The following is a 24,902-nucleotide window of genomic DNA, read 5'->3' on the forward strand; positions in this document are numbered from 1 at the left end:
CGGTCAGCGCCTGAGGCGTGCGGTGGTGTGCCGGGTGGGCTCGGCGCCGGCCGGGTCCTCGGGCCAGGGATGCTTCGGATAGCGCCCGCGCAGTTCGGCCCGCACGCCCTTGTACCCGTCCCGCCAGAACGAGGCGAGGTCGGCGGTGACCGCGGCGGGCCGCCCGGCCGGCGACAGCAGATGCACGAGCACCGGCACCCCCGCCACCGCGGGCGACTCCTGCAGCCCGAACATCTCCTGCAGCTTCACGGCGAGGACCGGCTGTTCGGGATTCCCGTAGTCGACCCGGATCCGCGACCCGCTGGGCACGACGATCCGCTCGGGCGCCAGCTCGTCCAGCCTCCCCGCCTCCCCGCCCGCCCACGGCAGCAGCCGCCGCAGCCCCTCCCCGGCGTCGATCCGCCCGAGATCGGCCCGCCGCCGCGCCCTGCCGAGCTCCGGCTCCAGCCAGTCGTCCACGCGCGCGTGCAGCGCGTCGTCGCAGACGTCCGGCCAGGGTTCCCCGAGACGCAGCCGCAGAAAGGCGAGCCGCTGCCGCAGCCCGGCCGCGTCGGGAGTCCACCGCAGCAGACCGAGCCCCTCGCGGCGCAGCCCGTCCAGGAGCGCCTCGCGTACGAGGGCCGGGTCGGCGTCCCGCAACGGCCGCACCGCCAGCTCGATCGCCCCGAGCCGTTCCACCCGCCGCGCGACGACGTCCCCGTCGGCCCAGTGCACCTCCTGGCCCTCGGTGTACAGGGAAGCCGCCGCAGACCTGGCCATGTCCTCGTCCACCGCCGCCGCGAGCTGCACGCGCGCGTGGCCCTTGCCGACGGGACGGTCCGCGACGGCCACGGCGAGCCACGGGGCACCCCGCAGCGGGCTGCCCTCACGGAGCTCGGCCCGGGTGCCGGAGGCCATGAGGTACGACCCTCCGTCGGCCTTGGCGACGCGCTCGGGGAAGGCGAGGGCGGCGACGCGTCCCACGGTGCGGTCGTCCACGCCGGGTGCCGACCCGCCCTCGCCGCCCGTCCGCAGCCTCCGTACCTCCGCGAGCCACCGCCCGGCGTAGGCGTCACCGCCGCGCCGGACCGTGCGCAGGGCGGCCGCCAGATCGTCGCCGTACTCGCGCGGAGCCTCCTCGCTCAGCAGCGCGACCACCTCGGCACCCCCGCCGGGGGTGTCCAGCAGCGCCCGCCCCAGCCGCGGATGCACCCCCAGCCGGGCCAGCCGCAGCCCGCGTTCCGTCGCCCGCCCGGCGGAGTCGACCGCTCCGATCGCCGTCAGCACCTCCCGGGCCGCCGCCATCGCCCCGCCCGGCGGCGGATCCAGCAGCGCCAGCCCCGTCGCCCCGGGATCGCCCCAACAGGCTGCCTGGAGGGCGAACGCGGTCAGGTCGGCCACTTTGATCTCCGGTGCCGGAAACGCCGTGAGGCGGGCGTCCTCCGCCTCGGACCAGCATCGGTACACCGCCCCCGGCGCCTCCCGCCCGGCCCGCCCCGACCGCTGCCGGCCGGCCGCGCGGGACGCCCGTACCGTCGTCAGCGCGCTCAGCCCGCGCGCGTGGTCGACCCGCGGCTCCCGGGCCAGCCCCGAGTCGACGACCACCCGCACCCCGGGAACGGTGAGCGACGACTCGGCGACCGCCGTCGCCAGCACCACCCGGCGCCGCGCCCCGGGTGCCAGCACCGCGTCCTGGACCGTCGCCGGCGCCCTGCCGTGCACCTGGAGCACCTCCACGTCCCCCAGGCCGCCCAGCTGCCCCGCCACGCGCGCGATCTCGCCCACGCCCGGCAGGAAGCACAGCACGTCCCCCGGCCGCTCGGCCAGCGCCCGCCGCACCAGCGACGCCACATGCGTCAGCAGCGCCGGATCGACGCGCATCCCGTGCGGCGGCCGCACCGGCCGCGCGGGCGGCGCCCACACCACCTCGACGGGGTACGAGACGCCGTCCGCCTCGACCACCGGAGCCCCGCCCAGCAGCCGTGCCCAGCCCTGCGCGTCCGTGGTCGCCGACGCGGCCACCAGCCGCAGCTCCGGCCGCAGGGTCTCGCGCACGTCCCAGAGGAACGCCGCCACGGTGTCGGCGTCGAGATGGCGCTCGTGGCACTCGTCGAGGACGACGACGTCGACACCGGACAGCTCCTGGTCGCGTTGCAGGCGCTGCAGCAGCACACCGGTCGTGACGACCTCCACGCGCGCGCGTGGCCCCACGACCCGCTCGCCGCGCACCGTGTAGCCGACGCTCCGCCCGACCTGCTCGCCCAGCAGCCAGGCCATCCGGCGGGCCGCCGCGCGGGCGGCGATCCGGCGCGGCTCCGCCACCACCACCCGCCGCGCGGGACCCTCGCCCACCAGCCCGGCCAGCACCAGCGGCACCAAAGTCGTCTTGCCGGTGCCGGGCGGTGCCACCAGGACGGCGGTGCCGTGCCCCTCCAGGGCGTCGTCCAGACCGGGCAGGGCCTGCCGTACGGGCAGCGCCTCCAGGGCGTCGTAGCGGATCACGCTCTCAGTGTCGTATGGACCGGCGAGCGCCCGTCACGCGCGCGCTCAGTCCCTCTCGCAGTCCCTCTCGCACACGAAGATCGCCGTGCCCGGCAGGAGGCTGCCCCGCAGCGGGGACCAGCCGCCCCACTCGGCGGTGTTCCAGGCCGGCCACTCCGGCTCCACCAGGTCGACCAGGCGGAAGCCGGACGAGACGATGTCGCGGACCCGGTCGCCGATCGTGCGGTGGTGCTCCACGTACACCGCGTGGCCGTCCTCGCCCTGCTCGACGTACGGCGTGCGGTCGAAGTAGGAGGCCGAGACCGTGAGGCCCTCGGGGCCGGGCTCGTCGGGGAACGCCCAGCGCACGGGATGCGTGACGGAGAAGACGAGACGGCCGCCGGGGCGCAGGACGCGGCGCGCCTCGCGCAGCACCAGACGCGGGTCGGCCACGAAGGGCAGCGCGCCGTACGCCGAGCACACCAGGTCGAAGGAGGCGTCGGCGAAGGGCAGCGCGCCGGCGTCCGCACAGATCAGGGGAAACGATCCGCCGATGCGCAGCGCGTGCTGGAGCTGGCGGTGCGAGAGGTCCAGGGCGACCGGACGGGCCCCCTGGGCGGCCAGCCAGCGCGAGCACTGGGCCGCGCCCGCGCCGATCTCCAGGACGTCCCTGCCCTTGAGCTCCTCCGCCGGGCCCAGCAGCTCCGCCTCCACCTCGTCGAGCCCCTCGGGGCCCCACACGAAACGGTCGTCGCCGAGGAAGGTGCCGTGTTCGATCTGGTACTCGTCGGCGTTGCGGTCCCACCAGCCCCGGTTGGCCCGGCTGCTCTCGGTGGTACCGGCGTCACGCCGGGTGGCTTCCGGTTCGGCCTCGGCTCCGGTGGCTGTCCCGGCCTCTGCGAGGTCGAACGAAACGGGCTCTTGGATGATCGGCTCCCTCGTCGTACTCTTCCGTGCAACCCGTTCGGAGGGGGGTCACGGACGAGGTCTTTCAGGCTTACGTGGCCTCGTGGGACGGTTCTTGTGCCGGGTATGCGGCGATCCGCCCCGGGTGTGCGCCTTCGCGCATTGACCCTGCCCGGCTGCCCCCGTATGCTACAAGTTGCGCTGCGGGCCTGCGCACCTCAGACGTAGCAGGCTGCGCTCGCATCTGTATGTATGTCCCCTCGGTTGTCGAGGCGTCACCAGTGGTTCGGGTGACGCTTCCCAGGCTGTCCGGCTTCTGCAGAGCGAAACAGGCTCCCGGCGTAAGCAGTACCTACGACTTCAATGTCCGTACCGGAGCCCTTTCTCACATGACGAGCAGCACCGAGACCACCGCCACCACCCCGCAGGTAGCGGTCAACGACATCGGTAACGAGGAAGCCTTCCTCGCCGCGATCGACGAGACGATCAAGTACTTCAACGACGGCGACATCGTCGACGGCGTCATCGTGAAGGTCGACCGGGACGAGGTCCTGCTCGACATCGGTTACAAGACCGAAGGTGTCATCCCGAGCCGCGAGCTCTCGATCAAGCACGACGTCGACCCCAACGAGGTCGTCGCCGTCGGTGACGAGATCGAAGCCCTTGTTCTCCAGAAGGAGGACAAGGAAGGCCGCCTGATCCTCTCGAAGAAGCGCGCCCAGTACGAGCGTGCCTGGGGCACCATCGAGAAGATCAAGGAAGAGGACGGCATCGTCACCGGTACCGTCATCGAGGTCGTCAAGGGTGGTCTCATCCTCGACATCGGCCTCCGCGGCTTCCTCCCGGCCTCCCTGGTCGAGATGCGCCGCGTCCGCGACCTCCAGCCCTACGTGGGCAAGGAGCTCGAGGCGAAGATCATCGAGCTGGACAAGAACCGCAACAACGTGGTCCTGTCCCGCCGTGCCTGGCTGGAGCAGACCCAGTCCGAGGTCCGCCAGACGTTCCTCACGACCCTCCAGAAGGGTCAGGTCCGCTCCGGTGTGGTCTCCTCGATCGTCAACTTCGGTGCCTTCGTGGACCTGGGTGGCGTCGACGGTCTGGTCCACGTCTCCGAGCTGTCCTGGAAGCACATCGACCACCCGTCCGAGGTTGTCGAGGTCGGCCAGGAAGTCACCGTCGAGGTCCTCGACGTCGACATGGACCGCGAGCGTGTCTCCCTGTCGCTGAAGGCGACCCAGGAAGACCCGTGGCAGCAGTTCGCCCGTACGCACCAGATCGGTCAGGTCGTCCCGGGTAAGGTCACCAAGCTCGTTCCGTTCGGTGCGTTCGTCCGCGTGGACGAGGGCATCGAGGGTCTGGTCCACATCTCCGAGCTGGCCGAGCGCCACGTGGAGATCCCGGAGCAGGTCGTCCAGGTCAACGACGAGATCTTCGTCAAGGTCATCGACATCGACCTCGAGCGCCGCCGCATCAGCCTCTCGCTGAAGCAGGCCAACGAGGCCTTCGGTGCCGACCCGGCCACGGTCGAGTTCGACCCGACCCTGTACGGCATGGCCGCGTCCTACGACGACCAGGGCAACTACATCTACCCCGAGGGCTTCGACCCCGAGACCAACGACTGGCTCGAGGGCTACGAGACCCAGCGCGAGGCGTGGGAGCACCAGTACGCCGAGGCGCAGCAGCGCTTCGAGCAGCACCAGCAGCAGGTCATCAAGAGCCGCGAGGCCGACGCTGCCGCTGCCGAGGAGGGTGGCGACGCCGCGGGTGCCGCTCCGGCCGCCGGTGGCGGTTCGTACTCCTCCGAGGGTGCCGACACCTCCGGTGCGCTGGCTTCGGACGAGGCGCTGGCCGCGCTTCGCGAGAAGCTCGCGGGTGGCCAGAGCTGACCGCTCGCCACTCGGCTTAGCCGATGACTGAGGGCCCGCACCTTTCGAGGTGCGGGCCCTCAGTGCTGTGCGTCCGTCCTGGGCTCTCCTTCGGCCGACGGCTGGTGGGGGCCGAGCGCGCAGTTCCCCGCGCCCCTCGGGGAGTCCTCGCCGCCGTCGGCCCGGCGGCTCCGAGCGCCTTGTGGGGAGTTGCTCCCCTTCGCGTTCGCGGAAATGTGTGGGATACACGAGTCACCGTGGCGCCGTAACGCGGCGCTGGGACGCTTCCCCGGTCTTCGTTCAAGATCGGAAGGGGAGTCCCGTCATGGCACAGCCTCAGGACAGGTCAGGGACGAGTCGGCGGGCGTTCCTGCGGAACGTCGGTGTCACCGGCGGCGCCGGCGCCATGTTCGCCACCATGGGGGCCCTCGGCCTCGCTCCCACCGCCCGGGCGGAGCCCTTCCAGGCTCCCCGCACCGGCGACTTCACCCTCACCGGACGCGCCGCGGCCCGGGTGGTCGTCCTCGGCGGCGGAATCGCCGGCCTGGCGACCGCGTACGAACTGGGCAAGGCCGGCTACGACTGTACGATCCTGGAGGCCCGGGACCGTACCGGCGGACGCAACTTCACCGTGCGCGGCGGCGACACGACCACCGACCTCTACGGCAACACGCAGACCGCGCGGTTCGCCGACGGCCACTACATGAACGCCGGGCCCGCCCGGATTCCGCAGTGGATGATCACCCTCGACTACTGTCGCGAACTCGGCGTTCCCATCCAGGTCTTCACGAACGTCAACGCCGACGCGTACCTCTACAACGAGTCGGCCAGCATGACGAAGCCCGAGCGCTACCGCACCGCCAAGGCGGACGTGTACGGCCATGTCTCGGAGCTGCTCGCCAAGGCGAGCGACAAGGGCGCGCTGGACGAGGCGCTGACGGCCACCGACCGGGAGCGGCTCGTCGAGTTCCTCAAGGACTGGGGCGAACTCGGCGACAAGCTGACCTACGAGGGAGGCGAGCGGCGCGGATACACGACCGTACCGGCCGCCGCCGGCACCCCCGGGGTGCTGCTCGGCGACGTTCCGACCGCCTCCGAGGTGTTCGCGAGCGGTGTCGGGCGCTACTTCTCCTTCGAGTTCGGCTTCGACCAGGCCATGCTGATGTTCCAGCCGGTCGGCGGCATGGATCAGATACCGCGCGCGCTCACCCGGGCGATCGGAGCCCACCGCGTCCGCACCGGAGCCGCCGTCTCCAAGATCACCGACACCGGGAACGGCGTCACCGTGACGTACACCCAGGGCGGCCGTACCAGGACCGTCGACGCCGACTACTGCGTGGCCGCCATGCCGCCCAACATCCTCGCCAAGGTGCCGCACAACCTCGGCTCCGGCGTACAGAGCGCCCTGGAGGCCGTCACGCCGTCGTCCGCGGCCAAGATCGGCCTCGAGTACCGCTCCCGCTGGTGGGAGCTGGACCACCGCATCTACGGCGGCATCACCGAGACCGACCAGGACGTCACCCACATCTGGCACCCCTCGTACGGCTTCCACGGCGAACGGGGCGTCCTCATCGGCTACTACAACTACGGCGACGACGCGGACTCGTACGCCGAGCTGAGCCCCGCCGCGCGGGAACAGCGCGCGGTGGCCGCCGGAGTGAAGATCTACGGTGACAAGTACCGCACCGAGCTGGTCTCCTCCTTCTCCCACCACTGGCGCCAGACACCCCACCTGGAGGCCGCCTGGCACGACACCCCCGGCGGCCCGGACGACGTGCGCTACAAGCCCCTGAACCAGCCCACCGGCCGGGTCTACTTCGCCGGTGACTGGCTCAGCTACACGGACGCCTGGCAGCACGGCGCGTTCAGCTCCGCGCGCAAGGCGGTCACGGCGCTGCACGCGCGCGTGCTGTCGTCCTGAGCCCCTGATCCTCTGAGTGCCGCACGCGCGCGTGGGCGGGTCCGTCGCGGACGCACGCGCGCGTGCCGCCCTCCCGGCATGAGAAGGCGGTGAGAGCCCGCCTGTTCAGGGCCTCCGGCGGGAATGCCTGTGGACTGTGCCGCGTTGAGCCGTACGAACACGAGGAGGAGCGGTCACAGTGCTTGATCCGCAGGGTTTGTACGCATGGGAGCCGAAGGGCCTCGCCGTGGTGGACATGGCGCTCGCCCAGGAGTCGGCCGGTCTTGTCATGCTCTACCACTTCGACGGATACATCGACGCGGGTGAGACCGGCGACCAGATCGTCGACCGGCTCCTCGACTCGCTGCCCCACCAGGTCGTGGCCCGCTTCGACCACGACCGGCTCGTGGACTACCGGGCCCGCCGCCCGCTGCTCACCTTCAAGCGGGACCGCTGGACCGAGTACGAGGAGCCCAGCATCGAGGTCCGGCTGGTCCAGGACGCCACGGGCGCGCCCTTCCTGCTGCTGTCCGGCCCCGAGCCGGACGTCGAGTGGGAGCGCTTCGCCGCGGCCGTCCAGCAGGTCGTGGAGCGGCTCGGCGTCCGCCTGTCCGTGAACTTCCACGGCATCCCCATGGGCGTCCCGCACACCCGGCCCGTCGGCCTCACCCCGCACGGAAACCGCACCGACCTCGTCCCGGGCCACCGCAGCCCCTTCGACGAGGCCCAGGTGCCCGGCAGCGCCGAGTCGCTGCTGGAATACCGCCTCATGGAGGCCGGCCACGACGTCCTGGGCGTCGCCGCGCACGTCCCGCACTACATCGCCCGCTCGCCCTACCCGGACGCCGCCCTGACCGTCCTGGAGGCCATCACGGGCGCCACCGGCCTGGTGCTCCCCGGTATCGCGCACGCCCTGCGCACGGACGCCCACCGCACCCAGACGGAGATCGACAGCCAGATCCAGGAGGGCGACGAGGAGCTCACCGCCCTCGTCCAGGGTCTTGAGCACCAGTACGACGCGGCCGCGGGCGCCGAGACCCGGGGCAACATGCTCGCCGAGCCGGTGGAGATCCCGTCGGCGGACGAGATCGGCCTGGAGTTCGAACGCTTCCTCGCCGAGCGCGAGGGCGACAACTGAGGCCCGCGCGGGCGACGACGGGTCCGCACAGCCGACGCCGGAAGGCCGCGCGAGCGACGTCGGAAGGCCGCGCGGGCGACGGCAGAGGTTCGCGCGAGCGACGTCGGAAGGCCGCGCGGGCGACGGCAGAGGTTCGCGCGAGCGACGTCGGAAGGCCGCGCGAGCGACGGCAGGGGTCCGCGAGAACGACCGCAGAGGTCCGCGCGAGCGGCGGGTACCGGCCCGGACGGGGAGAACGAGCCCCGTCCGGGCCGGTGTCGGTCCCAGGCCCTAAGCTTCGGGGCATGCTGAAAGTGGGCCTCACCGGCGGGATCGGCGCCGGCAAGAGCGCGGTGTCACGGCTGCTCGTCGGGCACGGCGCCGTGCTGATCGACGCGGACCGGATCGCACGGGAGGTCGTCGCGCCCGGCACCCCGGGCCTCGCGGCGGTCGTCGAGGCCTTCGGCCCGGAGGTGCTCGCCGCCGACGGCGGCCTGGACCGGCCGAAGCTGGGCTCGATCGTCTTCGCCGACCCCGCGAAACTGGCCGTGCTGAACTCGATCGTGCACCCCCTGGTCGGCACCCGATCCCGCGAACTGGAGAGCGCGGCGGCCGCCGACGCCGTGGTGGTCAACGACGTCCCGCTGCTCGCGGAGAACGGCCTCGCCGCGCTCTACGACGTCGTGGTCGTCGTGGACGCCGCCCCCGAGACCCAGCTCGACCGGCTGACCCGGCTGCGCGGGATGACGGAGGAGGACGCACGCGCGCGCATGGCCGCGCAGGCGACGCGCGAGAAGCGCCGGGAGATCGCCGACATCGTCATCGACAACGACGTACCCCTCGACGTGCTCGAACAGCGGGTCGCGGAGGTGTGGGCCGACCTCGTGCGCCGGGCGCGGGAGTCGGGCTCGAACTAGCGGGAAGCCGTCTTCGAAATAGCGGGCAGCCGTCCGGGCGTTGAACCGCTTCAGTGAGGGAAGGACTTTGCCGTGCCCGAGACCAGCGGTTCGACCGGACGTACTCCGGAGACGCATGTGATCGATTTCCGTGCCGCCGAGCAACTGCTCAACGCACGGGACCCGCGAGGCGCGGTGAAACTGCTCGACGGAGTGATCGCCGCGCACCCCGAGAACACCGCCGCCCGGCTGCTGCGCGCGCGTGCCTTCTTCGCGGCCGCGCAACTACGCCCCGCCGAACTGGAGTTCACCATCGTCCTGGAGCGCGAACCGGACAACGCCTTCGCCCACTTCGCGCTCGCCCGCACCTATGAGCGCCAGGGCCGTGCCGACCTCGCGATACGCCACTTCCGGCTGGCGGCCGCCCTGGACCCGAACCCGGAGTACCTGAAGGCGGCCCGCTTCGAGAGCGGTGCGTGAGCGGCCGCTCGCTCACGGGTGCCCGTGCCGGGGCGGCCGTCTGAACGGCGGCGGGCCGCCGTCGGCCGGCGGGTACGGCGGCACATCGCGGCCCGGCTGGTAGTGCGGGCCCTGCCTGATGTGCCGGAGGATCATCATCAGGTCGACGGTGGCCACCAGCCACAGCACCCCGCAGGCGGCCGCCCAGCCGGGACGCCCCACCAGCGCGAACGCCGCCGTGCCGAAGATCGCCCAGAACAGACCCCACAGGCTCAGCCACAGCCGCGCCCGCAGCGCACTGCGGGCGGTCGCCGGCTCACTGCCCGTACGCATCCCGGATCACCGCTCCTCCTTGCAACGTACTCTTCGACCAGGACGTTCACCAAGCAGGACGTTCAGCAGGACGTCCACCGAGGGGGGACCCACCGTGCTGCCCGACGCCGACGACCTGCCCGGCCTGCTGCTCGACCTGGCCGTTCCGCACGAGGACATCAACGAGGTGGTGGCGCTGCGGCGCGCCGTGACCGCCGACCCCGGCCTGCGGCGGCTGCTGGCGGAGTGCGCCGAGGACGCGGCCGGTGCCGTACGGGAGGTCGACGACCCCGACGGTCTCGGCGCCCGGGCCGCCCAGGCCCCGGCCGCGCTGGGCGACTACTTCCTCGTGTACGTCTTCCTCGCCGCGGTGCCGGACACCCGCGCCCGGCACCGGGCACTCGGCATCCCCGACGACATCTCCCGGCACACGCTCGCCGACCTCGGCCGCGGCATGGCACTGCACCGCAGGCGGTACGGCGGCGGAGGGCTGGGCACCCGCCAGGCGCACTGGCTCACCCGCCACTTCGGCGGCCGCCTCTACCAGCTGGGACGACTGCAGTACGAGCGGACGGGACTCGGCGAGCGCACGGCACGGGCCGTCACTGCGGCCGGCACCGGCGTGACCGCGGGCGAGCCCTGCCTGGACCTGCACATCCCCGACTTCCTCGGACCGCTCACCCCGGCCGCCTGCGACCACTCCCTGGCGCGCGCCAGGGACTTCTTCACCCGGTACTTCCCCGAGGAGTCCCCGGCCGTCGCGACCTGCCACTCCTGGCTGCTCGATCCGCAGCTGCGCCGCCTCCTCCCGGCGCACTCCAACATCGTCCGTTTCCAGGAGCGGTTCCGGCCCGGGTGGGAGGACCCGGAACCGGCCGACACCACACCGGTCGGCTTCGTCTTCGGCGACCCGGACCTTCCGGTGGCGGACCTGCCCCGGCGTACCTCGCTGGAGCGGACGGTCGGCGACCATCTGAGGGCGGGCGGCCACTGGTACGTCGGCCACGGCTGGGTCCCGTGGCCGCGGTGAGGTGATCGAAGTTCCCGTCGGCCCTCGAACTACTCGAACGAGTGAACCATCGAGGGACGGGAACGGCCGTGCGGCGGCGGACCGTTGTTCGGGCATGACGGTTGAAATGCGTGAGGGGCACGAGGGAACAGGGCCCGGTGCGATCACCCCGGACGGCTGCGCGGTGGAGCTCTACACCCGCCTGGCCGCGGGCGGCGAACCGGACATCATCGAGGCGGCGGTCCCGGCCGGCGCCCACATCCTGGAACTGGGCTGCGGTGTGGGGCGGATGACGCACCCGCTGCTGGAGCGTGGTTTCCGGGTCACGGCGGTGGACGAGTCGGCGGAGATGCTGGCGAAGGTGCGCGGGGCACGCACGATACGCAGCACCATCGAAGGGCTCGACCTGCGCGAGAAGTTCGACGTGGTGATGCTCGCGTCGTTCCTGGTGAACACCGGGGACACGGAGATACGCCGGGGCATGCTGCGGACCTGCGCGGCGCACGTGGGGAGCGGCGGCTGTGTGCTCATCCAGCGCGAGGGCGCGGACTACCACACCAACGTGCCACGAGAACGGGTCGATCCCAGCGGCTACACCGTGCGGATCGCGTCGGTCGAACCGGTCGGGGACGGGGTGAACTCGGTGCGCGCGGAGTACGAGTTCCCGGACGCGGCCTGGACCCAGACGTTCCTGGCCCGACCGCTCACCCGGGAACAGTTCGAGGACGCACTCGCGGAAGGAGGACTGGAGGTGGCCGAGTATCTGACCGAGGACGGGATATGGGTGAGGGCGGTACCGACGGCGTAGCCGGGGCCGGTCGTCCGGGGCTGGTCGTCCAGAGGCGGCCGTTCGGTGGCGTTCGTCCTGGGCGTTTGTCCTGGGCGGTTGTTCCGCGGCAGTTGTTCGGTGGCGTTCGCCCGAAGGCAGTCATCCGGACGCGGTCGTCCGAGGTCCGATCACCGACCGCCGGGGCGCCCACCGCGCGGCCGACCCGTTCCGCCTCCCGTGCCCCCGCCTCCCGTGCCCCCGCCTCCCATGCCTCCGGCTCCGCCCATGCCTCCGGCTCCGCCCATGCCTCCGGCTCCGCCCATGCCTCCGGCTCCGCCCATGCCTCCGGCTCCGCCCAAGCCTCCCGTTCCGCCCATCCCGCCGAATCCGCGCAGTCGTTCCAGCTCGCGGCGGTCGCGCTTGGTGGGGCGGCCCGTGCCGCGGTCGCGGATGCCGATGGGGGCGACGGCCTCGCGGGGCGGGGGCGGCGGGGAGTTGTCGATGAAGCACTGGGCGGCCACGGGGGCGCCGACCCGCTTGCGGATCAGCCGCTTCACGATGACGACCCGTTCCCGCCCCTCGTGACGCAGCCGCACCTCGTCACCGACGCGCACGGAGTGGGCGGGCTTGACCCGCTCGCCGTTCACCTGGACATGCCCGCCCCGGCAGGCGGTGGCCCCCATGGAGCGGGTCTTGATCAGGCGCACGGCCCAGATCCAGCTGTCGATCCGCACGTTCTCACCGGGGGCGGGCCCGGCGGCCTCGGCGGCGGCGACGGCCGCGGCCAGGGCGGCGGGGTCGAGGACCTGGGCGGCGGGATCGGGTGCCTGGGCGGCGGCGGCCTCGGTGCCTTCGGCGGGCTCGGCCGGAGTGGGGGTTCCGGTCCCACCGCTCGCCCGCTCCCCGCTCTCGTCGCGCTCGACCGCGTCCTCAGAAGCCATGCCCTGACCTTAGCCCCCAGGGCCGAGAGAAACGGAGCCGATTTCCTGGGCCTACCGTGGAGCCATGACCAGCAGCCCCCTCGCCCGTCTCGACCAGCGCGTCAGCGCCTGCCGGGCCTGTCCCCGGCTGGTCGCCTGGCGGGAGGACGTGGCCCGTAGCAAGCGGGCGGCGTTCGCCGACTGGACGTACTGGGGCCGGCCCGTACCCGGCTTCGGGCCGGCCGACGCCCGGTTGCTGATCATCGGCCTCGCCCCGGCCGCGCACGGCGGCAACCGCACGGGCCGGATGTTCACCGGCGATCGCTCCGGTGACGTCCTGTACCAGGCGCTGTACGACGTCGGGCTCGCCTCGCAGCCGACGTCGGTGAGCGCCGACGACGGGCTGGAACTGTACGGCGTGCGGATCACCGCGCCCGTGCACTGTGCTCCGCCCGCCAACAAGCCGACCCCCGAGGAGCGTGACACCTGCCGATCCTGGCTGGTCGAGGAGCTGGCGCTGCTGCGGCCGACGGTGCGTGCCGCCGTCGTGCTCGGTGCCTTCGGCTGGCAGGCCGCGCTGCCGGCGTTCGCCCAGGCGGGCTGGACCGTGCCCCGGCCCCGCCCGGCCTTCGCCCACGGGGCCCGCGTCGACCTGGGTGGCCTGGACGTCTTCGGCTGCTTCCACGTCAGCCAGCGCAACACCTTCACCGGCCGCCTCACCCCGGGGATGCTCCGCGAGGTGCTGCGGACGGCGGCGGATGTGGCGGGGCTGCCCTGAGGGGGGGCGGGGTCAGACGAGTCGGGCCGCCGCCACCGGGCGGTCGGCGACCGTGTGGGTGCCGGTGGACGCGGACGAGTTGACGCTCCAGCGGTAGCGGGAGAACTCGCCGGTGGCGTCGGAGGCGTAGAACATCATGTGGCCGATGCCGACGCCCTGGAGGTTCTCGCCGTCCACGCTGCCGATCATGCGGGTGTCGGGGTACTGCGGGTAGCGGGAGAGGCCGTACACGCCGTGCGGGTCGGAGGTGCAGTCGACGATCTCGACGGCGTACTGGGTCTCGCCGGTGAAGTCGGCGACGCCGCTGAAGACGCCCTTGACCTCGCGGACCATCACGATGTGCCCGGTGTTGTCGGCGTCCTGCCCGCTGTAGTCGACGGCGACGAGGTCTCCGGGACGCAGGTCGGTGACCTTGCGGATGCGGCGGAAACGCGGGCCCGCCGTGCCGCCGAGGAAGGCCGAGCAGTAGTCGGCGGCCTCCGGGCCCTTCTCCTGGAAGTACTGGAGGAAGTAGTCGTCGGTCGCCCAGCCGTAGGTGTGCCTGAGCACCGCCGTGACGAAGGACGAGCAGCGGGCCCGGGCCACCCAGCTGGCGAGGTCGTCCGGCCGGCCCCAGGTCACGGTCGCCGCGGTGTTCATCAGGTAGACGTTGTTGGCGCGTGCCGTACGCCCGCTGACCAGGGCGATCTCATCGGCGGTGAGGGCGCGGCCGTAGGCGCGGACGTCGTCGACCGCGCCCTTGAAGCGGTTCACGTAACCGCCGTCCCAGCGGGCCCGGCCGATGTTGAAGCCCTGGGTGGCGGCCCAGGAGAGGGTGGTGTCGGCGCTGCCCTCCTGTACGCCGTTCACGTACAGCTTGAGGCTGGTGCCGTCCCAGACGCCCGCCAGATGGGTCCACACGCCTGTCTTGGTCACCGGCGTGGTCGCGAGCGCCGAGACCTTGGTGGTCTGGTCCTCGCTGCGCACCTTGAAGGCCCAGGTCCCGGCCGTGTCGTCGTACTGGAGCAGGAAGCGGCTGGCGCTGCCGCCGTCCTGGCTGACGGCCGTGTACATGTTCGTCAGGGCGGCGTCGTCGGCCAGCCGGACCCAGGCCGAGACCGTGAAGGGGGCCGTGGTGTCCAGGACGGAGGCGGTGGCGGCGTAGGCCCCGGAGGTGCCGTCGAGGCTCAGTTCGCCGCCCGCCCGCAGACCGGTCCAGCTCGCCCCGGAGCCCAGGGTGACGGGGTGGTCCAGGCCGGAGCGGTCGGTGCCGGAGCCGTCCAGCGGCCAGTGTCCGGCGAGCCCGGTCGGCAGGTGGCCGGCGGCCAGCATCCGCTGGTACTGCACCATCCGCTCGGCCTCGGCCAGATGCGGCGCGGCGACCGGGGTGAACGGCGTGTCCAGCGGGGTGTCGGCCGCGGCGGTCCCGGTGCCGGCCGCCATCCCCGCCATCGCGCCCACCCCCACGAGTGCGGCTCCGCTCAACAGCCCCCGTCTGCTCACCATGGTCATGCCCTCCCCGTTCCGATCCTCGCCGGTGATCCGGTCTTCACCGGCGACGAGAACTCTAGGAGATTCCTGTGGGAACAGGCGTTCCCCTGGCCGGCCGGACCCTTGGCTAGCGGCCGGCCTCCTGGTCCCCGGAGCCCCTGGAGCCCCTGGAGCCCCTGGAGCCCCTGGAGCCTCCGGAGTCGCCGAATTCCTCGAAGTCCCCGAAGAGGTGCCGCACGGTCGACCGGTAGTTGGCCTGGACGTGGCCCAGGGAGCGGGCGCGGGCCCGGTCCGGGTCGCCGGAGGCGATCGCGTCGTACAGCTCGCGGTGTTCGGTGAGGAGTTGGGGCCACTCCTCGTTGCGCCGGGTGAGCCAGCGCAGTCGCCCGTCGACCGGTTCCATCACCGAGATGAGCAGGCTGTTGCCGGCCAGGGCCAGGATCCGGTCGTGGAAGCGGGTGTTGATGTCGGTGATCGTCTCGGCGTCGTCCGCCTCGGTGGCGGTGGCCGCCCGGTCGAGCAGCTCCCGCAGCTCCGCCAGTGCCTCGGGGGTCGCCCGGGCCGCCGCAAGCCCGGCCGCGTACACCTCCAACGCCTCGCGCAGCTCGAAGAGTTCCTTGACGTCGGTCGGGGTCAGCCGGCGCACGACCGTGCGGCGGGCCGATTCGAAGAGGACGAAGCCCTCGGCGACCAGGGCCCGGATCGCCTCTCTGACCGGTACCCGGGACACCCCGAACCGCTCGGCCAGCTCGCGTTCGACCAGCCGGTCGCCCGGGCCGAGGCGGCCCTCGATGATGTCCTGCCGCAGTGTCGCCAGGACGCGTTCGCGCACCGCGCCCAGGGGTTCGATCTTCGTGGTGGGGGAGCCCATGAGGTCATTTTCGCCGACCCGGGGGCCTTTTACGGAGCCGTAACGGGACGGACATCGGTCGGAACGCTTGACGGGAGCACCATGACGGGAGTTTGGTATACCAAAAGTTGGTACACCGGTTGGTTCCCTGGAGGCCCCGTGTCCCTGGCCGACCGCGCCGACGTCATCGGCGCAGCCGCGTTCGTCCCCGATCCCCGGCTCACCAATGAAGACCTCGCCCCCGCCGAGAAGCGGAACTGGAAGGTCTTCGACCTCTTCGCCATGTGGATGTCCGACGTCCACAACCTCGGCAACTACACCTTCGCCGCGGGCCTGCTGGTCCTCGGCATGAACGTCTGGCAGGTCTTCACCTCCCTCCTCGTCGGCTTCGTGCTCATCTACGTCGGCATGAACTGGATGGGGAAGATCGGCCAGCGCCACGGCGTGCCGTTCCCGGTGGTCAGCCGGATCAGCTTCGGCGTCTGGGGCGCCAACATCCCGGCGCTGATCAGGGCCGTGATCGCCATCATGTGGTACGGCATCCAGACCTATCTGGCCTCCGTCGCCGTCAACGTGATGCTGCTGGCGGCCTGGCCGGACCTGAAGTCCCTCACCGAGAGCTCCTTCCTGGGCCTGGACGCGCTGGGCTGGATCTCCTTCGTCTCGCTCTGGCTGGTCCAGGCGGCGATCATCAGCCGCGGCATGGAGACGATCCGCAAGTTCCAGGACTTCTGCGGGCCCGCGATCTGGCTGGTCATGATCGCCCTCGCCGTCTGGATCCTCGCCAAGGCCCACTGGACCATCTCGCTCACCTCCACCCCGCACCCGGTCTCCACCGGCGAGCAGTGGCGGCAGTGGTTCGGCGCGATCGGCCTGATCCTCGCCACCTACGGCACGCTGATGCTCAACTTCTGCGACTTCTCCCGCTTCGCGCCCGATTACCGCACCGTGCGCCGCGGCAACTTCTGGGGCCTGCCCATCAACTCCACGGCGTTCGTGGTCGTCTCGGTGATCGTCACGGCCGGCTCCCTGGAGGTCTTCGGCGAGGCCATCACCGACCCGGCCGAACTGGTCGCCAAGGTCGGCAACACCTGGGTCCTGGTCGTGGCCGCGCTGACCTTCGCGGTCGCCACCATGGGCGTCAACATCGTCGCCAACTTCGTCTCACCGGCGTACGACCTGGCCAACGTCTGGCCGCAGAAGATCAGTTTCAAGGTCGGCGGGATGATCAGCACGGTCGCGGCCCTGGTCGTCACGCCCTGGAACCTCTTCTCCAACCCGACCGTCGTCAACTACTTCCTCGGCGGCCTCGGCGCCTTCCTGGGACCGTTGTTCGGCGTGATCATGGTCGACTACTACGCGATCAAACGCGGCCGGGTGGACGTCCAGCAGCTCTTCAACGCGGCGCCCGGCTCGCCGTACCACTACCGCAAGGGCGTCAACCCCAAGGCCCTGTGGGCATTCCTGCCCTCGGCGGCGGTCGCGGCCGTGCTCGCGCTGGTGAAGACGTTCAGCGACGTGGCGCCGTACTCCTGGTTCATCGGCACGGCGCTGGCCGCGGGCCTGTACCTGGCGCTGTGCCGCCGCGACCGAGCCCCCGTGACCGAGGAGGTCTGACGGACGTGCGGATCGTCGTCACCAACTGCAACACCACGCAGGAGATGACCGAGGAAATCGTACGAGGTGCCCGGGCCGCCGCAGGCCCGGGCACCGCCGTGACCGGACTGACCCCGGCCTGGGGGCCCGAGTCGGCGGAGGGCTGGCTGGACAGCTACCTCTCGGCCGCGGCGGTCCTCGACGCGCTGCGGACATACGACGGTCCGCCGTACGACGCGGTGGTCATGGCCGGTTTCGGCGAGCACGGGCGGGAGGGCGTACGGGAGTTGGTGGACGTACCCGTCGTCGACATCACCGAGGCCGCCGCCCATCTCGCCTGCCTGCTGGGCCGCCGCTACGGCGTCGTCACCACGCTGGACCGCTCGCGCGGGCAGATCGAGGACAGCCTGGAGACCGCGGGGGTGGCCCGCAACTGCGTGGCGGTGGCGGGCACGGGACTGGGCGTCCTCGACCTCGCCGAGGACCCGGGGCGCACGGAGGCGGCGTTCCTCGCGGCGGCCGAACGGGTCCGGGACGCCGGCGCCGAGGTCCTGGTCCTCGGCTGCGCCGGGATGACGGGACTGCAGCGGGCGGTGGGGGAGAAGCTCGGCGTTCCCGTGGTCGACGGGGTCGGCGCGGCGGTGAAGCTGGCGGAGTCGCTGGTGGCCCTGGGGCTCACGACCAGCCGGGCGGGGAGCTACGGCAAACCGCTGGCGAAGCGGCGGGTGTGGGGGGCGGGCCAGGAGTAGGGGGTCGTGCCGGGAGTGCCTGAAACGCGGCCCGGTCGCCGGGGTGCACGCGTGACCTACGGCAGCGGCCGCCACACGTAGCGCACATCGGGCTCGCGCTCCTCGTTGGCGCTGCCGTCCGTGTACTCGACGGCGACGAAGCCGTGCCGCTCGTAGAACCGGTGGGCGGGCGTGTTCACCTGGAACGTCCAGAGCGTGAGCCCCTGCGGGAAGCGCTCCTTGGCCAGCGCGACGAACAGGTCCCCGACCCCCCGTCCCCGCCATTCGGGGTCCAGATACAACTGCGACACCAGCCGGTCCGCGAGCACCATCATCCCCACCACGCGCCCGCCCGCCTCCGCGAGCCAGGTCTCCCGCGACGGCACCACGACATCCCGGAAGTAGGCGCGCACCTCGTCGTCCGAGTGCGCCCGCACGACGGTGGGCAGGGCCGCGGAGTACGACCGCAGCCAGACCTCGGCGACCGCGTCGGCGTCCGGCCCGCCGGCCCGGCGCAGCACGACGCCGGCGCTCACGCCCCCGCCCCCTCGTCGGGTACGACGGCCGTGGCCGTGATCTCCACCAGCTGCCCGGTGTACCCGAGGCAGGCGACCCCGATCAGCGTCGACGAGTGCGGCCCGGCGCTGAGCCCGGAGGCCTCGACGACCTCCCACACCCCGGAGAGCACCGCGGGCTCACCGCTCACGACGTACACATCGGTCGACAGCACATGCTCCAGGTCGCTCCCGACCGCCCGCAGTTGCTCCCGCAGATTGGCGATCACCTGCTCGGCCTGGCGCGGCGGATCCCCCTCACCGACGAGCTTCCCCTCGCCGTCCAACGGAACGGCCCCCGCCAGAAACGCGAGCCTCGTGCCGGCCTCGACGACGGAGGCGTGGGAGTAACCGGGCGGTGGAAAGAGAGCCGGGGCGGTGACGCGCTGTATCACAAGGGCTCCTGAATTCAACGACGGACAACCGACCGATCGTCCGCCCTCGCACCGGTGGTCCGCATCTGAATTTTCCGGTTCCCCTGTTCCTCGTCCCGCGCGAAAAATGCTTGGGAATGCGTCAGTTGGCGCTGCTACCGTCCTTCACGTGGCGAAACTCAATCAGATCATCGCGGTCGAGAAGGGCATCAAGTCCAAGGCTCATCAGGACCTGACGTCGGCGCATCACGGGCTGCAGAAGCCCGCGTTGCTGGCCGGTATCTCGCGGACGTACCAGCCGAAGGACGAGGAGGGCGAGCAGTTGCCGCCCGAGTCCACGCGGGTCCAGGTCAAGGCCGAGGACGTGCTGCGGGAGACCTCGGCGACGCTGACACGGCTCTTCGACGTGACCGCCACCAAGGACTGGGCGAACTGCGAGGCCAGAGCCGATGTGCAGGTGGACGGGCGGGTGCTGGTCGCCGGTGTGCCCGTGTCCTATCTGCTGTTCCTGGAGAAGCAGCTCGTCGACCTCAATACCTTCGTGCGCAAGCTGCCCGTGCTCGACGCCTCCGAGTCGTGGGTGCAGGACCCGTCCACCGACGCCTGGAAGACCGAACCGGTGCGGACCCTGCGGACCAAGAAGGTGCCCCGCAACCATGTGAAGGCCGAGGCGACCGAGAAGCATCCGGCCCAGGTCGAGGTCTACTACGAGGACATTCCGGTGGGGTACTGGACCACCGTGAAGTTCTCGGGAGCCCTCCCGGCCCGGCGGGTCAACGAACTCCTCGACCGGGTCGAGAAGTTGCAGCAGGCCGTCAAGTTCGCCCGTGAGGAGGCGAACGGTGCCGACGTCGTCGACCAGCGGGTCGGGGACGCGGTGTTCGGCTACCTGTTCGGGTAGCCTCCAAGGACCCCCGGTCCCTTGAGGCCGGGGTGCGCGAGGAGCGCAAGCTGAAGCTGAGGCTTGTCGTGACGAGCGGCCGTACCCCACAGAACACGGGGCGGGCCGCGTTGAATCTCAGACTCTCGCTCCAGACTCAGCATTCGCCGCCGATCGCCGGATCGAACGGGCCCGGGCCCCAGCACGTCGAAATGCAGGTTCAAGTCCTGCCCGCGCAGCTCGATGCGTGGTGGTCCAAAGGAAGGACGCGGCGACCTCACGACTGACCCGGGTTCTCAAGTGTGCCGGCGTGTGACGATGGGCGGCTTTCCAGGGCCCGGGGGCAGGCTACGCCCTCGGGCCCGCTCCCGTTTCCGGCCCCGAACAGGGGGTGCGGAGAATTGCGTTCATAAAGAACGCGGTCATTCGGGACACTTGTCACATCCGCGAAATGCGAACGGACCTTTCCGTACGGGAACGCGATCTACCGTGGACGACGAAGCCAACAGCCCGGCCACCGTCGCCCGAAGGCACACCCCGCCCTCGTCCGGACAGGAGCCCCGTGTCCCGTCGTATCGCCCTGCCGCCCTGGCTCGCCCACGCCCTGCGCGCCCAGCGCGGACCCGTGTCCTGGAGCGCGGTGACACGAGGGGCGCTGGCCGCCGGGCCGCTGCTGCTCGCCGCGGTCCTGGCGCGGCACACCTCCCTCGGGGTCGTCGCCGCCATCGCCGCCATGCTCGCCGGGATCAACGACCGGCCCGGCAGCAGGCGGTCGGCCGTACGGCGGCTCGGGGTGCCCGCGGCGGCCGGCGCGGTCGGGCTGCTCGTCGGGACGTACGGCGGGGAGCACCTCACCGCCGTACCCCTCACCCTGCTGCTCACCGCGCTCGGCCTGGTCGCCGGCGGCATGAGCGCCGTCGGGCCCGTGGCGTCCGGCGCCGGGACGCAGCTGCTGGTCGCCGCCGCCATCGGCGCCGGGATGCCGGTCGCCGAGGCAGGCTGGCAGCGGGCCCTCGCGTTCCTGGCCGGGGCCGGATGGCTGGTGGTGCTGCGGCTCGCCCTGCCCACCCCGGGCGCCCTCGCCGGCGACTACCGCTTCGACGGGGAACGGGACGCCGTCGCCGCCGTGTACGACGCGGTCGCCGGCCTGCTGGACGCCGTCGGGACCGAGGCCGCCTCCCGCAGGCGGGCCGCCCTGACCGCCGCCCTCGACCACGCCCAGGACGCCCTCACCGGTCCCCGGCTGCGGCGGTACGCCAGCTCCGCCGCCGAGCGCCGGCTGCACACGCAGTACGCCGCCGCCCTGCCCCTCGCCGAGGCGGCCACCGCCCTGGCCTGGGCCGGGGAACCGGTCTCCGCGCGGGCGGCCGAGGGGCCCCGGCGGCTCGCCGTCGCGGTCCGGGGCAACGACGGCACCGGGCCGCTGCCCGCCCCGTCCCGGTCGGCGCCCGCGCTGCGCGCACTCGACGATGCGCTGCTGCGCGCCGCCGAGGCCTTCGACCGCGGCGCGGGCCGGGAGCACCGGCCGCCCGCCCGGCGGCGCAGCCCGAAGGAGGTGCTGCGGGCCGCGCTCGGCAGCGGCGGACGGGAGTACGGGCTGCGGGTCGCCCTCTGCTTCGGCGCCAGCGCCGGCATCGCGCAGGCCCTGCACCACGCCCGCTGGTACGGCGAGCACCAGCACTGGTACTGGCTGCCCGCCACCGCCGTCTTCCTCGTCAAGCCCGACCTCGGGCCGCTCGCCTCCCGGGTGCTGTGCCGGGCCGCGGGCACGGTGCTCGGCGCCCTCGTCTTCGCGGGCCTCGCGGCCGTGCTGCCCCGGCCCGAGGGGCTCATCGTGCTGGTGGCCGTCTGCGGGGCGGTCATCCCGGTGTCCACCCGGCACTTCGGCGCCCAGACCGCCGTCGTCACCGTCCTGGTGCTGGCCCTGGTCATGGTCGGCGGCGAACCGCAGGCCTCCGTCAGCCGGATCGGCGAGACCTTGCTGGCCTGCGCGATCGTCCTGCTCGTCGGGCATCTGCCGATGGCGGGGAGGCGGGGCGGTGGAGTGCGGGCCCGGCTCGCCGCCGCCGGGCGGGCCGCGCACCTCTATCTGGACCACGTGCTGAGCGAGTCCGGCGACCGGGGCGAACGCTGGGCTCTGCGCCGGGAGGCCTACCGCACCCTCGCCGAGGCCCGCACCGCCATCGCCCTCGCCGCCGCCGAACTTCCCGCCCTCGCCCGGCACACCGAGGGCACGGACGCGGTGGCCGCCGTACTCGAACGGCTCGTGGACACGACCACGGCATGTGCCGTCCACCTCGACGAGACCGGACGGCTCACCCCCCGCCACACCCGCCAACTCGAAGCCCTCGCCGCCGAATTGGAGCAAGGCGGGCAGCGGCTCGGGCTCGCGGTACCACGGATGCCGGTCGCCGCGTAGCTCCGCCGGTCGGGCGCCGGTGCCCGGCGCCGGTGGCTGCTGCGGGTGGTGGCTGTGGGTGGTGGCTGAGGGTGGTGGTCTCCGTCGGGCTTCTCAGTCGGTGAAGCGGGCCCATACCGGGGCGTGGTCCGAGGCCGCGGCCCCGCGTCGCGCCGCTGGGTCCGTGCCCACCGACGGCAGCTTCGGTGGCGCGGTGGTGCCGGGCAGGCCGGTGCCGGCCTCCGTCAGGCGGTGGACGAGGTGGTGGCTGAGGAGGAGGTGGTCGATGAGTTCACGGCGGCCGGAGTCGATGCGGGAGTAACGCTGGTCGGCCGGGATGCGCGGGGCGATGTCCCACAGCCGTACGGCGTCGCCCTTGTCGGCATGGTCGTAGCCGGTGGTGCCCAGTTCGGAGCCGGGCGGGCCGAGGAGGATCTGGGTGGTGGCCGCCCGCACCTCGTCGTTGAGGTCGCCGAGGACCGCCACGTCCTTGGTCGTGCCCTGTCCGGCGAGCAGTCGGTCGGCCAGCGCCCGCAGGGCCGTCGCCTCGGCGGCCCGCCGGTACAGGGCGTACGCCCCGTAGCGCGCCCGTTCCCCCTCGTCGTGCGGGTAGAAGCGGTCGCCGGGATAGCTGAGCAGCTTGGACTTGAGGTGGGCCACCGCCGCCGTGAGCGGCCCGCCCGGGGTCACGACCGTCACCGCCAGGAAGCCGCGGCCGGCCTCGACGGTGGTCTCCCCGGCATCGTCGGTCTGCACCGGGCGCAGCCGGGCCGGCAGTGCCGCCGTGTCGGACACCGTCGTCAGCTCGGCGCGGGCCAGGAAACCGACCCGGATGCCCCGGCCGTCGGGGTGCCCGGAGAGCGTGAACCGCCAGTTCGCGCCGAGCAGTTCGGTGAGGTCCGCCAGGGCGTCGGGGTCGCCGACCTCCTGGACGCCGAGCAGGGTCGGGTCGAGTCCGGTGATCACGGTCGAGAGGGCGGCGAGCTTCGCCTCGTACGCGGACTTGTCCTTGGGGCCGTAGGGGCTGCCGGGTCGGTAGAGGTTCTCGAGGTTCCAGGTGCCGAGGAGCATGCCCGGCTCCTTCCAGGAGGTGGTGCGGCCAGCGTGCTCGCCCCAGGCGCCGGGCGACAGGGCCGGGGCAGGATGCGCGGTTCGGCTCACGCGGGCCGAGGACCGTGCCCTACGTTGGGGCGATGAGCTCCGCTCCCGCCGGCCGTGGCTCCGCTCCCGCCGACCTCGTCATCACCGGCTGCACCGTGCTCACCCACGACGAACGGGAAGGGATCGGGTTCCTGGCGGACGCCTCGATCGTCGTACGGGAAGGGGTCATCGAGGCCGTCGAGGTACGGGGCGACGCCGACGCCGACCCCGATGTCGACGCCGTCGAGCGGATCGACGGGCGGGGGCAGGTCGCGATGCCCGGGCTGATCAACTGCCATACGCACGCGCCCATGGTCGCGCTGCGCGGCCTCGCCGAGGACCTGCCGACCGAGGCGTGGTTCAACGACGTCGTCTGGCCCGTCGAGTCCAACCTCACCGAGAAGGACGTGGAGTTGGGGGCGCGGCTCGCCTGCGCCGAGCTGATCCGGGGCGGCGTGACCTGTTTCGCCGACCACTACTTCCACATGGACACGGTCGCCGCCGTCGTCGCCGAGTGCGGACTGCGGGCCCATCTGGGGGAGGCCTACTTCTCCTCGCAGGGGCCCGAAGGCCGCGAGCGGTCACTGGAGTTCGCGCTACGGCAGCGGGGCGGCGCGGACGGCCGTATCACCACAGCCCTCGCCCCGCACGCCCCCTACACCGTCACCGACGCGGACCTCGCCGCCACCGCCGAACTGGCCCGCGCCCACGGCCTGCCCGTGCATCTGCACGCCGCCGAGAACCGCGACCAGACCGACACCAGCCTCGCCCGGCACGGCGCCACCCCCATCGAGATCCTGGACCGCGCCGGGCTGCTCGACACCGACCTGCTCATCGCCCACGGCACCGGCATCCTCGACCGCGACCTGCCCCTGCTGGAGCGGACCGGCGGCCGTACCGCCGTGGCGACCGCGCCCCGCGGCTACCTCAAGTTCGGCTGGCCCACCACCACTCCGGTACGGGCCCTGCGCGCGGCCGGCGTCCCGGTCGGCCTCGCCACCGACGGCGCCGCCTCCAACAACTCCCTCGACGTCTGGGAGTCGATGGCGCTCACCGCGCTCGTCCAGAAGTCCACCGAGGGCGACCCGCGTTGGCTGACCGCGCGGCAGGCCCTGCACCACGCCACGCTCCAGAGCGCGCGGGCCGTCGGCCTCGGCGCGAGCGTCGGCAGCCTCGCCCCGGGCCGCCGCGCCGACATCGTCCTCGTCGACCTCACCGGGCCGCACACCCAGCCCGTCCACGACCTCGCCGCCACGCTCGTGCACAGCGCCCGTTCCGCCGACGTCCGCACGACGATCGTCGACGGCCGCGTCCTGATGCGCGACCGCGAGCTGCTCACCCTCGATGTGCCCGCCGTCGTACGGGAGCTGGGGGAGCGCCTGCCGGGCCTCGTCGACCGGGGGCACGGACGGCGCGTCCAGCGGTACGACACCTGACGAAGAGGCGGGAAGGGAAGACGCGGAAAAAAACTTCGGTCGCGCCGATGAGTTCTCTCTCCTCCGGCGGTCACCACCCGGAACC

Annotated in this window: 22 protein-coding genes; 13 read left to right on the forward strand and 9 right to left on the reverse strand. The window is 72.4% G+C overall.

Annotated elements, in window-relative coordinates; all coding sequences use genetic code 11:
* Positions 1 to 3 precede the first annotated feature (3 nt).
* On the reverse strand, positions 4 to 2,481 hold the full coding sequence (gene hrpB / locus ACIPSJ_RS07225) for an ATP-dependent helicase HrpB (RefSeq protein ID WP_401344196.1): 2,478 nt from the start codon (positions 2,479 to 2,481) through the stop codon (positions 4 to 6).
* A gap of 45 nt (positions 2,482 to 2,526) precedes the next feature.
* Positions 2,527 to 3,387 (reverse strand): class I SAM-dependent methyltransferase, encoded by an 861-nt coding sequence (locus ACIPSJ_RS07230; protein ID WP_401344603.1) that lies wholly within the window; start codon positions 3,385 to 3,387, stop codon positions 2,527 to 2,529.
* A gap of 368 nt (positions 3,388 to 3,755) precedes the next feature.
* Between ACIPSJ_RS07230 and rpsA the strand changes: the two genes are divergently transcribed.
* The 5 genes from rpsA to ACIPSJ_RS07255 all read left to right on the forward strand — a co-directional run bounded on the left by rpsA (position 3,756) and on the right by ACIPSJ_RS07255 (position 9,624).
* Positions 3,756 to 5,252: a 30S ribosomal protein S1 gene (gene rpsA, locus ACIPSJ_RS07235; protein WP_123977983.1), complete on the forward strand. Its 1,497-nt coding sequence runs from the start codon at positions 3,756 to 3,758 to the stop codon at positions 5,250 to 5,252.
* Between the two features lie 385 nt (positions 5,253 to 5,637).
* Entirely contained in the window at positions 5,638 to 7,152 is a 1,515-nt protein-coding gene (locus ACIPSJ_RS07240; protein ID WP_401344605.1) for a flavin monoamine oxidase family protein, read from the forward strand.
* Between the two features lie 178 nt (positions 7,153 to 7,330).
* Positions 7,331 to 8,269: a PAC2 family protein gene (locus tag ACIPSJ_RS07245; protein ID WP_359209891.1), complete on the forward strand. Its 939-nt coding sequence runs from the start codon at positions 7,331 to 7,333 to the stop codon at positions 8,267 to 8,269.
* 284 nt (positions 8,270 to 8,553) lie between these two features.
* Positions 8,554 to 9,165, forward strand: coding sequence for a dephospho-CoA kinase (coaE, locus tag ACIPSJ_RS07250; protein ID WP_401344199.1), 612 nt, complete (start codon positions 8,554 to 8,556; stop codon positions 9,163 to 9,165).
* A gap of 72 nt (positions 9,166 to 9,237) precedes the next feature.
* Entirely contained in the window at positions 9,238 to 9,624 is a 387-nt protein-coding gene (locus ACIPSJ_RS07255; protein WP_359209897.1) for a tetratricopeptide repeat protein, read from the forward strand.
* Between the two features lie 12 nt (positions 9,625 to 9,636).
* Here ACIPSJ_RS07255 and ACIPSJ_RS07260 read toward each other — a convergent pair whose 3' ends face one another.
* Complete coding sequence (locus ACIPSJ_RS07260; RefSeq protein WP_355708102.1) at positions 9,637 to 9,936, reverse strand: DUF6343 family protein; 300 nt, start codon at positions 9,934 to 9,936, stop codon at positions 9,637 to 9,639.
* 94 nt (positions 9,937 to 10,030) lie between these two features.
* On the opposite strand from ACIPSJ_RS07260, the gene ACIPSJ_RS07265 reads away from it, so the two are divergent.
* Positions 10,031 to 10,945, forward strand: a complete 915-nt coding sequence (locus ACIPSJ_RS07265) for an acyltransferase domain-containing protein (RefSeq protein ID WP_401344200.1) — start codon at positions 10,031 to 10,033, stop codon at positions 10,943 to 10,945.
* Positions 10,946 to 11,051: 106 nt separating this feature from the next.
* Positions 11,052 to 11,732, forward strand: a complete 681-nt coding sequence (locus ACIPSJ_RS07270; protein ID WP_359209999.1) for a class I SAM-dependent methyltransferase — start codon at positions 11,052 to 11,054, stop codon at positions 11,730 to 11,732.
* Between the two features lie 149 nt (positions 11,733 to 11,881).
* On the opposite strand, the gene ACIPSJ_RS07275 is transcribed toward ACIPSJ_RS07270, so the two are convergent.
* Positions 11,882 to 12,634, reverse strand: coding sequence for an RNA-binding S4 domain-containing protein (locus ACIPSJ_RS07275; RefSeq protein WP_401344202.1), 753 nt, complete (start codon positions 12,632 to 12,634; stop codon positions 11,882 to 11,884).
* A gap of 64 nt (positions 12,635 to 12,698) precedes the next feature.
* Here ACIPSJ_RS07275 and ACIPSJ_RS07280 point away from each other — a divergent pair, with 64 nt between their 5' ends.
* Complete coding sequence (locus ACIPSJ_RS07280) at positions 12,699 to 13,391, forward strand: uracil-DNA glycosylase (protein WP_401344204.1); 693 nt, start codon at positions 12,699 to 12,701, stop codon at positions 13,389 to 13,391.
* A gap of 12 nt (positions 13,392 to 13,403) precedes the next feature.
* On the opposite strand, the gene ACIPSJ_RS07285 is transcribed toward ACIPSJ_RS07280, so the two are convergent.
* Both ACIPSJ_RS07285 and ACIPSJ_RS07290 read right to left on the reverse strand, forming a co-directional pair.
* Positions 13,404 to 14,876, reverse strand: a complete 1,473-nt coding sequence (locus tag ACIPSJ_RS07285; RefSeq protein WP_359209910.1) for a LamG domain-containing protein — start codon at positions 14,874 to 14,876, stop codon at positions 13,404 to 13,406.
* A gap of 112 nt (positions 14,877 to 14,988) precedes the next feature.
* The gene (locus tag ACIPSJ_RS07290; RefSeq protein ID WP_401344206.1) at positions 14,989 to 15,732 is read right to left on the reverse strand and encodes a GntR family transcriptional regulator; all 744 of its coding nucleotides are present in this window, start codon (positions 15,730 to 15,732) and stop codon (positions 14,989 to 14,991) included.
* Positions 15,733 to 15,870: 138 nt separating this feature from the next.
* Between ACIPSJ_RS07290 and ACIPSJ_RS07295 the strand changes: the two genes are divergently transcribed.
* Positions 15,871 to 17,328, forward strand: a complete 1,458-nt coding sequence (locus tag ACIPSJ_RS07295) for an NCS1 family nucleobase:cation symporter-1 (RefSeq protein ID WP_359209916.1) — start codon at positions 15,871 to 15,873, stop codon at positions 17,326 to 17,328.
* 5 nt (positions 17,329 to 17,333) lie between these two features.
* A complete protein-coding gene (locus ACIPSJ_RS07300; RefSeq protein WP_401344208.1) occupies positions 17,334 to 18,056 on the forward strand; it encodes an aspartate/glutamate racemase family protein in 723 nt (240 codons plus the stop codon).
* Between the two features lie 56 nt (positions 18,057 to 18,112).
* On the opposite strand, the gene ACIPSJ_RS07305 is transcribed toward ACIPSJ_RS07300, so the two are convergent.
* Together ACIPSJ_RS07305 and ACIPSJ_RS07310 are read right to left on the reverse strand one after the other, a co-directional pair.
* Positions 18,113 to 18,571 (reverse strand): GNAT family N-acetyltransferase, encoded by a 459-nt coding sequence (locus ACIPSJ_RS07305; protein WP_401344210.1) that lies wholly within the window; start codon positions 18,569 to 18,571, stop codon positions 18,113 to 18,115.
* A complete protein-coding gene (locus ACIPSJ_RS07310; protein ID WP_365680558.1) occupies positions 18,568 to 18,984 on the reverse strand; it encodes a RidA family protein in 417 nt (138 codons plus the stop codon). The genes ACIPSJ_RS07305 and ACIPSJ_RS07310 overlap by 4 nt, the downstream gene beginning before the upstream one ends.
* 148 nt (positions 18,985 to 19,132) lie before the next feature.
* Here ACIPSJ_RS07310 and ACIPSJ_RS07315 point away from each other — a divergent pair, with 148 nt between their 5' ends.
* Positions 19,133 to 19,864 (forward strand): hypothetical protein, encoded by a 732-nt coding sequence (locus ACIPSJ_RS07315; protein ID WP_359209928.1) that lies wholly within the window; start codon positions 19,133 to 19,135, stop codon positions 19,862 to 19,864.
* A gap of 541 nt (positions 19,865 to 20,405) precedes the next feature.
* Positions 20,406 to 22,262, forward strand: coding sequence for an FUSC family protein (locus ACIPSJ_RS07320; protein ID WP_359209931.1), 1,857 nt, complete (start codon positions 20,406 to 20,408; stop codon positions 22,260 to 22,262).
* A gap of 93 nt (positions 22,263 to 22,355) precedes the next feature.
* Here ACIPSJ_RS07320 and ACIPSJ_RS07325 read toward each other — a convergent pair whose 3' ends face one another.
* Positions 22,356 to 23,312, reverse strand: a complete 957-nt coding sequence (locus tag ACIPSJ_RS07325; protein ID WP_401344213.1) for an endonuclease/exonuclease/phosphatase family protein — start codon at positions 23,310 to 23,312, stop codon at positions 22,356 to 22,358.
* A gap of 122 nt (positions 23,313 to 23,434) precedes the next feature.
* On the opposite strand from ACIPSJ_RS07325, the gene ACIPSJ_RS07330 reads away from it, so the two are divergent.
* A complete protein-coding gene (locus ACIPSJ_RS07330) occupies positions 23,435 to 24,817 on the forward strand; it encodes an amidohydrolase (protein WP_401344214.1) in 1,383 nt (460 codons plus the stop codon).
* Positions 24,818 to 24,902 lie beyond the last annotated feature (85 nt).

It is taken from the genome of Streptomyces sp. NPDC090088 (genome assembly GCF_044747345.1).
Lineage (GTDB): Bacteria > Actinomycetota > Actinomycetes > Streptomycetales > Streptomycetaceae > Streptomyces.

Bases quoted from the DNA above. Each gene is read 5' to 3' on its own strand.
- rpsA (WP_123977983.1), top strand. From the start codon at position 3,756: ATGACGAGCAGCACCGAGACCACCGCCACCACCCCGCAGGTAGCGGTC.
- ACIPSJ_RS07240 (WP_401344605.1), top strand. From the start codon at position 5,638: ATGTTCGCCACCATGGGGGCCCTCGGCCTCGCTCCCACCGCCCGGGCG.
- coaE (WP_401344199.1), top strand. From the start codon at position 8,554: ATGCTGAAAGTGGGCCTCACCGGCGGGATCGGCGCCGGCAAGAGCGCG.
- ACIPSJ_RS07260 (WP_355708102.1), bottom strand. From the start codon at position 9,936: ATGCGTACGGGCAGTGAGCCGGCGACCGCCCGCAGTGCGCTGCGGGCG.
- ACIPSJ_RS07270 (WP_359209999.1), top strand. From the start codon at position 11,052: ATGCGTGAGGGGCACGAGGGAACAGGGCCCGGTGCGATCACCCCGGAC.
- ACIPSJ_RS07275 (WP_401344202.1), bottom strand. From the start codon at position 12,634: ATGGCTTCTGAGGACGCGGTCGAGCGCGACGAGAGCGGGGAGCGGGCG.
- ACIPSJ_RS07280 (WP_401344204.1), top strand. From the start codon at position 12,699: ATGACCAGCAGCCCCCTCGCCCGTCTCGACCAGCGCGTCAGCGCCTGC.
- ACIPSJ_RS07285 (WP_359209910.1), bottom strand. From the start codon at position 14,876: ATGGTGAGCAGACGGGGGCTGTTGAGCGGAGCCGCACTCGTGGGGGTG.
- ACIPSJ_RS07290 (WP_401344206.1), bottom strand. From the start codon at position 15,732: ATGGGCTCCCCCACCACGAAGATCGAACCCCTGGGCGCGGTGCGCGAA.
- ACIPSJ_RS07325 (WP_401344213.1), bottom strand. From the start codon at position 23,312: ATGCTCCTCGGCACCTGGAACCTCGAGAACCTCTACCGACCCGGCAGC.
- ACIPSJ_RS07330 (WP_401344214.1), top strand. From the start codon at position 23,435: ATGAGCTCCGCTCCCGCCGGCCGTGGCTCCGCTCCCGCCGACCTCGTC.